The 12933-nt window shown below is 71.0% G+C and carries 10 protein-coding genes and 1 pseudogene; 4 read left to right on the plus strand and 7 right to left on the minus strand.

Going from position 1 to position 12933, the window contains the following annotated elements; all coding sequences use genetic code 11:
• Window positions 1-49 precede the first annotated feature (49 nt).
• From OG734_RS38845 to OG734_RS38855, 3 genes are all read right to left on the minus strand, one after another.
• Entirely contained in the window at window positions 50-1756 is a 1707-nt protein-coding gene (locus tag OG734_RS38845) for an urease accessory protein UreH domain-containing protein (protein ID WP_330292099.1), read from the minus strand.
• Window positions 1753-3714 (minus strand): tetratricopeptide repeat protein, encoded by a 1962-nt coding sequence (locus OG734_RS38850; RefSeq protein WP_330292100.1) that lies wholly within the window; start codon window positions 3712-3714, stop codon window positions 1753-1755. The genes OG734_RS38845 and OG734_RS38850 overlap by 4 nt, the downstream gene beginning before the upstream one ends.
• Before the next feature lie 153 nt (window positions 3715-3867).
• The gene (locus tag OG734_RS38855; protein WP_330292101.1) at window positions 3868-5406 is read right to left on the minus strand and encodes a DUF4331 domain-containing protein; all 1539 of its coding nucleotides are present in this window, start codon (window positions 5404-5406) and stop codon (window positions 3868-3870) included.
• A 237-nt stretch (window positions 5407-5643) separates the two neighbouring features.
• Here OG734_RS38855 and OG734_RS38860 point away from each other — a divergent pair, with 237 nt between their 5' ends.
• From OG734_RS38860 to OG734_RS38870, 3 genes are all read left to right on the plus strand, one after another.
• Window positions 5644-6186, plus strand: a complete 543-nt coding sequence (locus OG734_RS38860; protein WP_307631175.1) for a sigma-70 family RNA polymerase sigma factor — start codon at window positions 5644-5646, stop codon at window positions 6184-6186.
• Window positions 6183-7046 (plus strand): anti-sigma factor, encoded by an 864-nt coding sequence (locus OG734_RS38865; RefSeq protein ID WP_330292102.1) that lies wholly within the window; start codon window positions 6183-6185, stop codon window positions 7044-7046. Before OG734_RS38860 ends, OG734_RS38865 begins: the two co-directional genes overlap by 4 nt.
• Before the next feature lie 126 nt (window positions 7047-7172).
• On the plus strand, window positions 7173-7442 hold the full coding sequence (locus OG734_RS38870; RefSeq protein ID WP_318320545.1) for a hypothetical protein: 270 nt from the start codon (window positions 7173-7175) through the stop codon (window positions 7440-7442).
• A gap of 86 nt (window positions 7443-7528) precedes the next feature.
• Here the strand turns inward: OG734_RS38870 and OG734_RS38875 are convergent, their stop codons facing one another.
• From OG734_RS38875 to OG734_RS38885, 3 genes are all read right to left on the minus strand, one after another.
• On the minus strand, window positions 7529-8731 hold the full coding sequence (locus OG734_RS38875; RefSeq protein ID WP_443064994.1) for a CaiB/BaiF CoA transferase family protein: 1203 nt from the start codon (window positions 8729-8731) through the stop codon (window positions 7529-7531).
• Between the two features lie 145 nt (window positions 8732-8876).
• Window positions 8877-9629: an ABC transporter permease gene (locus tag OG734_RS38880; RefSeq protein WP_330293947.1), complete on the minus strand. Its 753-nt coding sequence runs from the start codon at window positions 9627-9629 to the stop codon at window positions 8877-8879.
• A gap of 83 nt (window positions 9630-9712) precedes the next feature.
• Window positions 9713-10657 (minus strand): ATP-binding cassette domain-containing protein, encoded by a 945-nt coding sequence (locus OG734_RS38885; RefSeq protein ID WP_330292104.1) that lies wholly within the window; start codon window positions 10655-10657, stop codon window positions 9713-9715.
• Window positions 10658-10721: 64 nt separating this feature from the next.
• On the opposite strand from OG734_RS38885, the gene OG734_RS38890 reads away from it, so the two are divergent.
• The gene (locus OG734_RS38890) at window positions 10722-11435 is read left to right on the plus strand and encodes a TetR/AcrR family transcriptional regulator (RefSeq protein ID WP_330292105.1); all 714 of its coding nucleotides are present in this window, start codon (window positions 10722-10724) and stop codon (window positions 11433-11435) included.
• Window positions 11436-11501: 66 nt separating this feature from the next.
• On the opposite strand, the pseudogene OG734_RS38895 reads toward OG734_RS38890, so the two are convergent.
• A pseudogene (locus tag OG734_RS38895) lies at window positions 11502-12676 on the minus strand (type ISP restriction/modification enzyme).
• Between the last annotated feature and the right edge of the window lie 257 nt (window positions 12677-12933).

Consider the following 12933-nt stretch of genomic DNA (forward strand, 5'->3'; position numbering starts at 1 on the left):
ATCGCACGCCGATTTTCTGCACTCCGGCTGATTTCTTCCCAAAAGTAGCTCAGCCGAAGGCGGATGCCGCCCCTTTGAGCACCAATCCGGCGCCCAGTGCGACGACGAGGAACGCGGACGCCAACGGCGCGGTACGCCGAACGAGCGTGACCACCGGACCGCCGGCCAGCCCCGGACGTCGGTCCAGCAGCCGGTTCGCCCCGCTTCCCAGCTTCACGACGAGGAACCCGGCCCCGGTGAGGGTGAGCGCGAGCCCGACCCCGTAGGCCAGCACGAGCAGGAACCCGAACCACGCCTTCCCCAGCGCGGCGGCCCCGACCAGCACGACCACGGCCGACGGACTCGGCACCAGCCCACCGGCGAACCCGAGCAGGATCGTGCCGCGCAAGGTGGGGGCGATGGCGTGCGTGTGGGTGAAGCCACCGTGGGTGTGTTCCAGCGTGGTGTTGGCGTGCTTGTGGTCGTGGTGCTCGTGGTCGTGGTCGTGATCGTGGTGGTGGTCGTGTGCGGCGGCGGGTGCCGGAGCGGTGTCCGTGGGCGTGTGTGCGTGCGACGCGTGGGCGAGGACCAGTTCGCGCTCCGGCGCCTTCTCGGCGGCGTGAGTGTGGCTGTGGGGGTGCTCGTGATCGTGCGAGTGGTCATGGCCATGGTCGTGCGGATGCGGATGCGGATGCGGATGCGGATGGGACTGGGCATGTGTGCGCTCGTGTGCGCGCTGGCGCCAGGCTCGCCGTGTGAGGCTCAGGCCCGCGCCCGTCACGAGCACCCCGCTCGCCACGCCCAGCCAGGCGATCACCGAGGGCGCCGCCGCCGAACCGGCCGTCACCAGCAGGCCCAGGGCGACCACGCCGAGCGTGTGGGTGACCGTCACCGAGGCGGCCAGCGGCATGACATCGCGCAGCCGGGCCTTGCCGCCCCGGGCGGCTGCCGTGGCCGCCATCAGGGTCTTGCCGTGACCCGGGGCGAGCGCGTGCATCGCGCCGAGGAAGATCGCGATGACCAGAGCCAGCGCGGCGAAGCCGATCGTGAGGTCGTGCCGGGCCACGAGGGAGTCCAGCGCGCGTGTCCAGCGGTCGGCGCCGCGCGGCAGCACCGAGGAGGCCGGCGCGTCCTTCTCGCCGCTCTCGACGAGGGCCGGGCCGCCCGGGCCCACCTGGAGGGCGGCCGTCGCGGTGTCGGCCGGAGAGGAGAGCAACTCCTGCGGATAGCTGGTCAGTTCACCCGAAACCGACTTCTGCGGTACGTCGGACTCGGCAAGCGTCATCCGGTCGCCCCGCGCGGTGATCTCCCGCCAGCCGGGCCCCGACTCGGTGCCCGCGCTGTGGAAGCCGAGGGAGACGGTGTCACCTTCGGCGACCTCGGGGAGGGCGGCCGTGAGTCCGCACTCCACGCGCAGGGTGTTGAGGCCGGCCTGACCGGGCCGTGTGCTCGCCTTGGCGCTCCCGACGGCGAGCGCGACCGTGCGCCCCGCGACGGTGACCTTGCTGCCCTGCGCGGCAGTCGCGCACCGCTGCCCGGCCCAGTCGGTCAGACCCAGCTTGTCGATGTCGGGCTTGGCCTGGGTCGCCGGGATCTCGGCGAGGTCCTCGACATGGGCGACCCGGAGCTGTCCGGGGGCGACAACGAGACCGTCGTACCGGTTGACGGTGAAGTTGCCGAGCGGATGCGCGCTCGCGGCCGAGGCGGGAACCAGCACGAGCGCGCAGGCGGCCGTGAACAGGGCGGCGCCGGAGGCGGCCACACGACGGGGCTTCACTTCGCCGCCTCCAGGGACTTGAGAGCCGTACGGGCCTTGCGGGCGCCCAACGGGGAGAAACCGGGGTTGAGTTCAAGGGCGGCGGAGAGCGAGGCGCGGGCTTCCTTGGCGTGGCCCGTGGCCTGCTCGATCACCCCGCGGTGGTAGAGGAAGGAGGCGTTGCGGTAGCCGGTCGCGGTGGCGCGGCGGGCGTACGGGAGCGCTTCCTCGTCCTTGCCGTTGACGTGCAGTGCCCAGGCGAGGGCGTCGGCCGTGTGCACGGTCTCGCGGCGGTCCCATTCGGCGCGGGCCGCGCGCAGCGCCGACTTCCGGTCGCCGTGGTCGGCGGCGGCGAGCGCGGTGTCCAGGTCGGCGTTGACGCCGTTGGCACGGGCGATGGCCGTCCAGGCGTTGACGAGCGCGTACTGGTTGCGCGCCTTGGCCAAGTCGCCGTCGCTGCCCCGGACTTCGTACAGCTCACCGAGTTCGACGAGCGGACCGGGCAGCGGGTAACGGGAGACGACGTCCTCCATGCCCTTGATCGCACCGGCCCGGTCGCCGTTCGCGTACTGGGCGCGGGCGCGGCCTTCGAGCGCCGGAAGGTAGGCGTCGTCGGCGGCGAGGGCACGGGCGTAGAAGTCCAGGGCGGACTTGTACTCGCCCTGGTTCCAGGCGAGTTGCCCGAGCGCGGTGGCCACGTACGCGATGTCCCCGTGAGAGGTGGAGGCGCTGAGCGCCTGCTCCAGCACCCGCCGGGCGGTGCTGACGTCGCCGCGCAGCTCACGCACGTACGCGTACCGGGTGAAGACAGGAACCCCGGGCCGCTTGGCGTCGGCCTCATCGGTGGCCTTCAACGCCTCGCCGTAGCGCCCCAGTTCGACAAGGGCGTCGATACGGGTGGACAGGGCGCGCTCGCTGTAGGGGTTCTGCGCGAGGGCCTGGTCCGAGTACTTGAGGGCGCCGGGGAAGTCGTGGCGGGCGGCGGCGAGGGCAGCGCGCCCGGCGAGGGCGGGGTCGTTGTCGGGCTCCAGATCGAGGGACCGGTTCAGGGCCTGCTGGGCCTGCGGATACCGGGAAGGGTCACCCTTGGTGCGGGCCTGCTCGACATACGCGAGCCCGAGGGTGGCCCAGCTGCCGAAGTCCTTGGGCTGTGCCCGGAGATGGGCCTGGAGGGAGGCGATGCTCGCGCCGATGTCCCCACTCGCGAGCAGCGCGGGAGACATCGCCGCCGGCGCGGACGAGACGTTGGTGGTCCCGCTCCCGTCCCGCACGGCCCCCAGGACCACGGCCCCGGCGGTGAACGCCACCGCCAACGCGGCGGCACAGGCCCCGAGTTGCACCGCCCGCCACCGCCGCGACGACTCCCCGAGCCGCCGGACAGCGGCGACGCGCTCGTCAGGGGCGGCGTCGAGGGAGGCCTGGGGGCCAGGAACCGAGGGGGCGCTGGGCGTCAGGTCGGCTTCCGACACTGAGGAGACGCGCACGCCGGTGCGACCGGCGCCGGCCACGACGAGGCCTCGGGAACCCTGCCCGGAGCCGGAGCCGGAGCCGGAGCCGGAGCCGGAGCCGGAGCCGGAGCCGGAGCCGGAGCCGGAGCCGGAGCCGGAGCCGTTCCGTTCAGCGTCCCCGGCCCCGGTCGGAGCGGCGCCGTGCGTGGCGCCCCCGGGTTCGGCGTCCGTGCCCGCCGGAACCGTTCCGGTTCCGGGTGCGCCCGGTGCCTGCGCGCCCTCGGTCGGGGGCGTTGTGCGCGGTGCACCCGTCCGGGCTTCGCCCGGTTCGGTCGTGCCGGTGGGGGCGGTGTTCTGTGGCGTGTCCCTGGGTTCGGCGTCCGTACGCCCCGGAACCGTTCCGGTTCCGAGTGTGTCCGGTGCCCCCGCCGTGTCGGTCGGCCGGCTGCCGAGCTCACGGCCCGGTCGCGGGAGCGGCGGCTGTGGCGCCTGCTCGCGGTCCGGTGCGTTGTCGTTCGTACGCGGGGGCATGCCCTCTCCTCAAGTTGCCTGGGCGGGTCAGTTGTGGGGGATCAGGGGGTCGACCGCCCGGGTGGGGCCGGGAGTCGACGGGGGTGCGGCGCGGCCCGCGCCGTGGGGATGGATACGGGCCGCGCCAGTTGGTGGGGGTGAGGCGAAAGCGGGTCAGTACGCCCGGTTCCCCATGTTCCGGCGCCACCACACAACGCCGGCGGTGATCAGCAGGAACCCGGCCGCACCGGCCGCCGCCGAACCGGCGATCAGCATGGTGTCGGTGCCACCGGAGGTGCCGGCGGGCTGCAGCGCGTCGCCGAGCTGGCTGCGGACGTCGTTGCTGCCGCTGGTGCCCTTGGCGAGGGGGCCGCGCGAACCCTCGGTCGGCAGAGCCACGTACGGGAAGTACTTCTCGAAGTTCTTGTCGTTCTTGTCGACCGCGTCGCCGAGGTCGTTCTTCGCGCCGAGCAGCTCACCCTCGACGACCTGCAGCGAGGCGTCGATCACGTCGTCCGTCAGACGGCGGCCGTTCGGGAAGCCCGCGGTGTCACCGTCGAGGACACCGAGACGCTTGGGGTGCTTGGCCGGGGCGATCGAGGTGTTGAGACGCATTTCCTCGGCCGGGGTCACGTACGCCGGCTGGTTGAGACCCTTCACACCCTTGAGGAAGACGTCCACCAGGTCGTTGCGCGGCTCCTTGGGCGCCGGGATCTTGTAGATCGCCTCGATGAGCTTCGGCAGCTCGGGGTTGGTCACGTTCTTCAGGAACTGGGCGTCCTGCCACGGCGAGGACGCGTTGAACTTGTCCTTGTCCTTGATGGGGTTGACGACCTCGTTGACCAGCGGCATGCCCAGCCGCGAGACCTGCGAGTAGTAGCCGGAGGCGTTCTTGCGCTGGGTCGTCGACCAGATACCGACGATCGGCTGCTTCGCCGACTCCACGATCATGTGCGTCGGCACCTGGAGCGCGATCGAGTTGACGTTGTAGCCCTTGAGCGTGTCGTTGCCGACCTCGGAGAGGTTCCCGCCGTACAGCAGGTCGAAGACGCGCAGGTCCAGGAAGAACGGGTCGTCGGCCTGGCCGGCGAACGTCGTCGAACCGTTCGTCAGCTTGTGGATGGCCTGGTCGCGCAGCTTCTTGTAGTTCGGCATCGACGCCTTGCCGACGTTCGACGGAGCGACCGGCACATCGTCGGCGATCTTCGTCTTCGACATGACGTGCTGGTTCTTGAGCTTGATCAGCTCGATGTCGTACGACTGCGTGATGTTGAGGTCCGGGTCGTACAGGCTGTCCACCGCGCCCGTGTTGTACAGGAACGTCTTGTTGTTCTTGACGTGCGTCTTGAAGGTGTAGCGGAACAGGAGGTCGCCCTGCGCGTCACCGTTGTTGTCGATGTGGAGGTCGTACTGGGCGTCCTCGGCGAACGGGAAGAAGTTCGGGCCGCCGGCCGGCTCCTCGAACGGGATCCAGTTCGCGACGATCGTCGTCGTGTCCTTCTTGTCCGGGCTCACGAACGCGTACACGTCCGTGTTGTCGTACTGCGGTGTGCCCGAGATCAGCGGAGCCTCGCGGTGGCTGGAGGCGGAAGCCGTACCCGGTACGAGCGCGGTGACGCCGGCGGCTGCGAGCCCACCGGCGGCCAGCGCACCGCAAATGAGGGTCGCGATGCTCCTGCGCCGCGCGCCGCCCTTGGAGATGGTTGTCGTCATTCCGTCCGTCCTCACCGTGTCAACTTGCCTGACGACGGGGATTCGGAGCCCTCCCGGATGCGGATTGGTCGAATCTGAAAACTTTCTTGAAAACGTTTGGGAGGCGACCCACCCGCGTTTCGAGGGCAGTTGATCCGTACCCATCCGGAGGCGCGTTCGCTTCGAATGCCTAAGGTGACGGTGACAAGCGTGATGGAGCGGGGAGGGGCCGTGTGCGGCCATAGAGAGGGGACGCGGGTGGGAGCGGACGAGCTTCTGGTACTCGTGGCCGGGGGCGACCAGAAGGCCTTCGAAGAGCTGTACGGGATCGTGTCCGGGCCGGTCTTCGGACTGGTGCGGCGCGTGGTGCGGGATCCGGCGCAGTCGGAGGAGGTGTCCCAGGAGGTTCTGCTCGAACTCTGGCGGTCCTCACCCCGGTTCGACCCCAGGAAGGGCAGCGCCCTGTCCTGGATACTCACGCTCGCGCACCGTCGGGCTGTCGACCGGGTGCGCAGCGCCCGCGCGGCCGGCGAGCGCGAGCAGCGCGAGGCGCAGCGCTCCCACCGGCCCGCCTTCGACCACGTGGCCGAAGAGGTCGAGGCGGGAATGGAACGCGAATGGGTACGCCGCTGCCTGGACCGTCTGACCACCCTGCAACGCCAGTCGGTCACCCTCGCCTACTACGAGGGCTACACGTACCGTGAGGTGGCGGAGCAACTCTCGCTCCCGCTGGGCACGGTGAAGACACGGATGCGCGACGGACTGACCCGACTGCGCGAATGCCTGGGAGGTGTCGCATGAGCGCGCTCGGCAGACTGTTCCGCCGCGAGGATCTCCACTCCCTCGCCGCCCCCTACGCCCTCGACGCCCTGGATCCCGACGAGCGGCGCCGCTTCGAGAAGCACCTTTCCCGCTGCGACGCCTGCACCGCCGAGGTGCGCCTGCTGTCCGAGGACGCGGTCCGGCTGGCCTGGTCCACGGCCGCGCCGCCCCCGTTCGCCATGCGGGACCGGGTCCTGTCCGCCGTACGTGCGACCCCGCAGGAGTCCCCGGGGCATTCCCCTGGCCACTCTCCGGCGCACGCCCCCGGACGCTCCGCCGAGGCGCCCCGCAGGCGGAGCCATCAGCTGCCGGCGCACGTCTGGGGCACCGAACCGCCGCCGCCGGTCCGCCGTGCGCCCCGCATGCGCCCCATGTTCGCCCCGCTCGCCACGCTCACGGCGGCAGCCGCCCTTGTTGTCGCCGCGCTGTTCGCCGTGCAGAACACGCAGACCCAGGACAAGCTGGACACCGCGCAGGCCCAGGCGCGTGAGATTGCCGACGTTCTGTCAGCTCCCGACGCACGGGCGACCGCCGACCGGGACGCGCGGGGGCAGGGAATCACCGCGATTGCCTCCGCGTCCGAGGGGCGCGCGGTGGTGACCCTCAGTGGGTACGGCGAACTGCCGAGCGACAGCGTGCATCAGCTGTGGCTCATGCGCCCTGATGTGCAACCACGCTCTCTGGGACTCTTCAAGGGCGACACGCCCTTGGTCGCAACCGGTCTCGACAAGACGGCCACATCACTCGCTGTGACCGTCGAACCCGACGGCGGCTCAGAACAGCCCACCAGCGCACCAGTTGTCCAACTCGCCCTGGAATCGGTTGGATTCGGAGAGTAATCGTCAAGTGGTCGTCAACACCCTTGTGGGGAAGGTGAATCCTGTGACCGCGATACACGAGTGCCTTGAGGGAGCGATAGGGTTAACCTGCCCGGGCCGGGTGGACTCGTACGGGTGGGGAGTGACATGGAACAGATAACGATGCACAGCAGGGCACGTGTCCCTGCGATCACGTGCGGGAGCAGTGCGACAAAGGCGCGCCTCGACCGCCATCTCTCGGTGCTGTCGGGACCCGCCGTCCCTCAGCGCGAGACGGCGGAGGCGACCTCGCTGATGCGCGAACTCACCTCACGGGACACCGTGAAGCAGCGCAGCGACCTCGGCAAGCGTGTGAGCCGGCTCTCGCTCTTCGCCCCGCTGCGCCGTCTGAGCCGCACCCTGTTCGGCGGGCGCTGAGCGGACCGGATCGGCGTCCCCACGCCGTTCACGGATTCACCGTCTCCGGCTGTAGTCCGGTAGTTCCGGTCATTCCGGGCCCGCGCTCAGGCGGCCACACCGTCCCGGCGCAGTGCTGCGATCTCCTCGCCCGTCATCCCCACGGCAAGCAGCACCGCATCGGTGTGTTCCCCGAGCGCGGGCACATCACCCATCCGCGCCTCGTCCCCGCCCGGCAGTGTGATGGGGGGCAGCAACGCGCGCAACGGTCCCACCGGTGAACCCACTTCCCGCCACCGGTCCCGCGCCGCGAACTGCGGATGCTCCGCCACCTCCTGTACGTCCCTCAGCCGCGCGCACGCGATCCCGGCATCCTCCAGCCGCGCCACCGCCTCATCGGCGTCCAGCGCACCGAGGGCCGCGGCCACGTGGGAATCCGTCCGCTCCCGGTTCGTCACCCGTGCAGCGTTCGTCGCGTACGCCGGATCGGACCCCAACTCGGGCCGCCGAAGCACCTGTTCGGCCAGCCGCAGCCACTCACGGTCGTTCTGCACCGACAGCAGCACCTGCCCGCCGTCCGCCGTCGCGTAGGCGTCGTACGGGGCGATGACGGCGTGCGCGAGGCCGGTGCGCGCCGGGGGAGTGCCGTCGTGCATCGCGTGGTGGAGGGGGTGCCCCATCCACTCGGCGAGCGCGTCCAGCATCGACACCTCCACCGGCCCGCCCCGCCCGGTCACGCCCCGCCGTACGAGCGCCGCCAGCACTCCCGAGAACGCGTACATGCCGGCCGCGATGTCCGCCGCCGGAATCCCGGCCTTCACCGGCCGCTCCGGAGTCCCGGTCACCGACACCAGCCCGGCCTCGCACTGCACGAGCATGTCGTACGCCCGCTTGCCGGCGTACGGCCCCGACGCCCCGTACCCCGAGATGTCCACGGCGATGAGCCGGGGGTGCGCGGCGCAGAGGGTGGCCGCGTCGAGGCCGAGGCGGGCGGCGGCGCCCTGGGCGAGGTTCTGCACGAACACATCGGCGTCGGCGACGAGGCGCCGTACGACGGCGAGCCCGCGGGGATCCTTGACGTCGAGGGCGAGGGACTCCTTTCCCCGGTTGCACCACACGAAATGCGAGGCGAGACCGTGGGCGGCGGTGTCGTAGGCGCGCGCGAAGTCGCCGCCGTCGACCCGCTCGACCTTGATGACCCGGGCGCCCAGGTCGGCGAGTTGCCGGGTGGCGAAGGGGGCGGCGACGGCTTGTTCGAGGGTGACGACTGTGAGGCCGGTGAGGGGGAGGGGTTCCATGCGGGCGATCATGTCGGGTTTTCGCCCCCGCCGCCCCTACCCGTCCCATCCCTGGGGGCTGCGCCCCCAGACCCCCATCGCGCTGAACGCGCTCGTCCTCAAATGCCGGACGGGCTGAACTACAGGGCGGCGGGGGCGAGGAAAGTGGTCTGGACGGTCAGGCCTCGCCCTCCCCGTACCGCCGAACCGCCAGCGGCAGGAACACCGTGACCAGTACCACACACCACGCCAGCGACCCGGCGACAGGGTGGACGACCGGCCACGCGCCGTCCGCCGGGACCGGCGCGTTCCCGAACAGGCTCCGCATCGCCGTGGCGACCGCGCTGATCGGGTTCCACTCCGCCAACGTCCGCAACCACCCGGGCAGACCGTCCGTCGGGATGTACGCGTTCGACAGCATCGGCAGGAGAAACGCCGCGCCCCCCAGTTGACCGGCCGCCTCCTCGCTCCGGGACAGCAGCCCGAGGTAGATCCCGATCCACGTCGTCGCGAACCGGAAGAGCAGCAACAGACCCACCGCTCCCGCCGCCCGCAGCACCGACCCCTCGATCCGCCACCCCACCGCAAGCCCGACGAGGAGCAGGGGCACCATCCCCACGGCGGTGACCACGAGGTCCCCGAGTGCCTGCCCCAGGGGTGCGGCGGCCCGGCTGATCGGCAGCGTACGGAGACGGTCGGTCACGCCCCGGTGGGTGTCCTGGGCCGCCTGGAACATCCCGGTCATGATGCCGTTGGCGGCGGTCGCCACCAGCAGCCCCGGTACCAGGAAGGCACGGTAGTCCTCGCCGGGCATCGCGAGGGCGCTGCCGAAGACGTACCCGAAGAACAGCAGCATCGTGATCGGCATGGACTGGGTGAGGATCAGCAGCCCCGGGTTGTGCCGCAGCCGTCGCAGATGCCGGCCCAGCATGGCCGTGCCGTCGTAGGTCAGGGCGGAGACCGCGGATGACGTGGAAGTCGTGGCGTTCGTGGAGTTCGGGGAAGTCGACGTGCTCACGCTGCAAGCTCCTTACGTTCCGTCAGCCGGAGAAACACGTCGTCGAGGGTCGGCGGGCGCAGGCTCGCGTCGAGCAACGGCACGCCGGCGGCGTCGAGTTCGCGCACCAGTCGGGGAAGGGTGATCGTCGGGTCGGTGGTGACCGCGCCGACGGTGAGCCGGTCGTGGTCCAACACCGGTTCGGAACCGGTGAGTTGGTCGAGGATCGCGGCTGCGCCCAGCAGTGCGTCGGCCTCGGCGACCATGACCTCCGCGTACGAGCCGATGAGGGCCTTGAGTTGGGCCGGCGACCCGGTGTGGGCGGCCCGGCCGTGCTCCACGAGGACGATCTCGTCAGCGAGTTGGTCGGCCTCCTCCAGGTACTGGGTGGTCAGCAGAACCGTCGTACCCTCCTCCTTCAGCCCGCGCACCGCCGCCCAGATCTGGTTGCGGGCCGCAGGGTCGAGCCCCGTCGTGGGCTCGTCCAGGAAGAGCACGTCGGGCCGTTCGACCAGGCTCGCCGCGAGGTCGAGGCGCCGGCGCATCCCGCCCGAGTAGGTGGATGCGGGCCGGTCGGCGGCCTCCGCGAGCCCGAAGCGGCCGAGCAGGTCGTCGGCGCGTGCGGCCGGTCCCCTGACCCGGTGCAGCCGGGCGAAGAGCCGCAGGTTCTCGCGGCCGGTGAGGTCGCCGTCGACCGACGCGTACTGCCCGGTGACGCCGATCCGGCGTCGTACAGCAGCTGCCTCCCGCACGAGGTCGTGGCCCGCGATGCGCGCCGAGCCCGCGTCGGGCCGCAGCAGCGTGGTGAGCAGCCGTACGGCCGTGGTCTTGCCCGCGCCGTTCGGCCCCAGCAGCCCGCACACGGATCCCTCGGCCACCGCCAGGTCCAGCCCGCGTACGGCATGGATCTTCCCGAAGGACTTCTCCAGACCTTCACTAAGTACAGCGTACGTAGTAGTCATGAGGTGACCATAGCGCACTACGTACGGCGTACGTAACTACGATGGGTGGTCGAGGTGATGATCAATGGCCGGCCGAGCCGCCGTACCCGAAGTGATCTGGGCCCGTCCCGAACGTGCGGGCCGTGGTCCGAAGGCCGCGTACAGTCGCGCCGACATCGCGGCCGCCGCGGTGCGGATCGCGGACGCGGAGGGGCTCGACGCGGCCTCGATGCGGCATGTCGCGGCCGAACTGGGCTGCGGCACGATGTCGCTCTACAACTACGTCCCCCGCAAGGAGGACCTGTACGAGCTGATGGTTGACGCCATCAGTGGCGAGCACGAGCTGTGGGAGCCCTCGGGCGACTGGCGCGCCGACATGCTGCGGGTGGCCCACCAGACCCGCACCCTCATGCGGCGCCATCCCTGGCTACCGCGTCTGATGTCCCCGGTCTACGGCTTCAGCCCCAACGCCCTGCGCTATCTCGAACACTGTCTGACCTGCCTCGACTCGTTCGACGCCCCCTACGGCACGAAGATCGAACTGATCGCGATGCTCAACGGCCTGGTGACGACGTATGTCGGCAACGAGTTGGCGACGGCTGAGCGTGCGCGGTCCCTGCCGTGGTCGGAGGAGCAGGAGAACGCGATGCGGATCGCGTACCTCGGGGGGCAGGTGGGGAGCGGTGCGTATCCCCGGATGGCTGCGGCGTTCATGGAGGACGCGGGGCCGATTGATCTGGAGGCGGTGTTCGAGCGGATGCTTCTGCGGGTGCTGGATGGGTTTTCGCCGCGGGGATGAGGGGTCGTTTGCCGGGTGCGGGTCTCGTCGTGGTTGGTCGCGCAGTTCCCCGCGCCCCTAAGTGGGTCAGAGGAGCGTGAACTGGCCTTCTGGGCCTTCCTCGTGGTGGTCCAAGACCGAAGCGGGGCGCCGGGCGGCTGCCGGTACCGGGAGTACGCCCGCCGTCTGTAGCTCGGCTGTCGTGATCGGGTCCGTCACCGTCAACTCGGCTTGTTGCGGGCGCAATTCCGCCAGTAGTGCCAGCACAGTGATCAGCTCCAGCAGTTCCGATGTCCACGTCTGCGGCCAGGTCGCCGGCCTGATCGCCTCCAGCGTTCCCGGCTCGACCGCACCCCCTATCCGCACCGCCAGCCACTGCTCCAGCACCCGTACCCCGCCCGCCTCGAAGTCCCATGCCTCGGGTGGTACCGGGGAGATGCGGCCGTCGTCGACCTGGAGGGTCTCCTCGTCGCGGTCGTAGTGAACGGCGACCGGGCGGGAGGGCAGTGGCGAGCGCACGTAGGGGCGCCGGCCGCCGGGCAGTTTGGGGCGTTGGCCGTCCCGTCGCATCAGCCACAGCACGCGGCGACCCAACTCGACACCCCGGGACCAGAGTTCGGGGTCGGCGGTGAGCGGACGGTGAGCCCCGGGCGTACGGCGATCAGGGCCCAGGCGAGGAGGTCGACCGGGTCGGGGCGGTGGCCCAGGCGGTCGGTGAGGTGGTCCAGCAGGCCCGGGGCCAGGTTGGGTTCGGTGCCGTCGGGCCGCCGGTACAGCGGGCGGATCCGGCCCGGGCGGATCAGGGGCGGCAGGGACGAGGCGAGCAGCAGCGGCCCTCCGGAGCTGGGCGGTGAGGTCGCCGTCTCGACGACGAACACCTGCCGTTCGTCCGCCACCCGCCACAACTCCGGGCGCGCCGCGTCGATCAGCCGGTGGTCCGGGATCAGCCACTGCTCGTCGAAGGGCGCCTGCAGGACCCGTACCGGCTCCGCGCACGGGCCGGTGGCGCGGGCGAGCTTCTCCGTGCCGCTGGGCCGGCCGGGCAGCTGTCCCACCGCCGAGTGCGTGGTGCGTGAGCGGGTCGGCTCGAACAGGGCCTCGCGGTCCGGTTCTTCGGCCTTCAGCAGGGTGTCCCAGCGTGCTTTCAGGGATGCCGCGTCGGGTGCCGTCGGCCACCCCCGGCCCAGCCGTGGCGGTGCGACGGACCACGGCATGAGGTCCGCGAGCAGCGGAGCGTCGTCGTCGGGCGTCACGCTGGGCATCGTACGACGCCTCCTCCTGCCCTTGTCCTAGGCCCTGTCGTCAAATTCCCGCCTGCCCTGCGGCGTCATGCACGCTCCCCCACTGCCTTAAGGGCGTGGGAGGGGCCCCCACTCGCCGCACCGGGCACAGACCCACGTACAACCAGTACGAGGGCCTGCGCCCGGCACGCCGAGAGCAACGCTCCCCCCACTCTCGGCTTCGCTCGAGCGGGAGGTGCCCCCACGCCGCCGCAGGGCCCGCCCTTCGGGCGGACGAC

This window comes from Streptomyces sp. NBC_00576 (assembly GCF_036345175.1).
GTDB lineage: Bacteria > Actinomycetota > Actinomycetes > Streptomycetales > Streptomycetaceae > Streptomyces.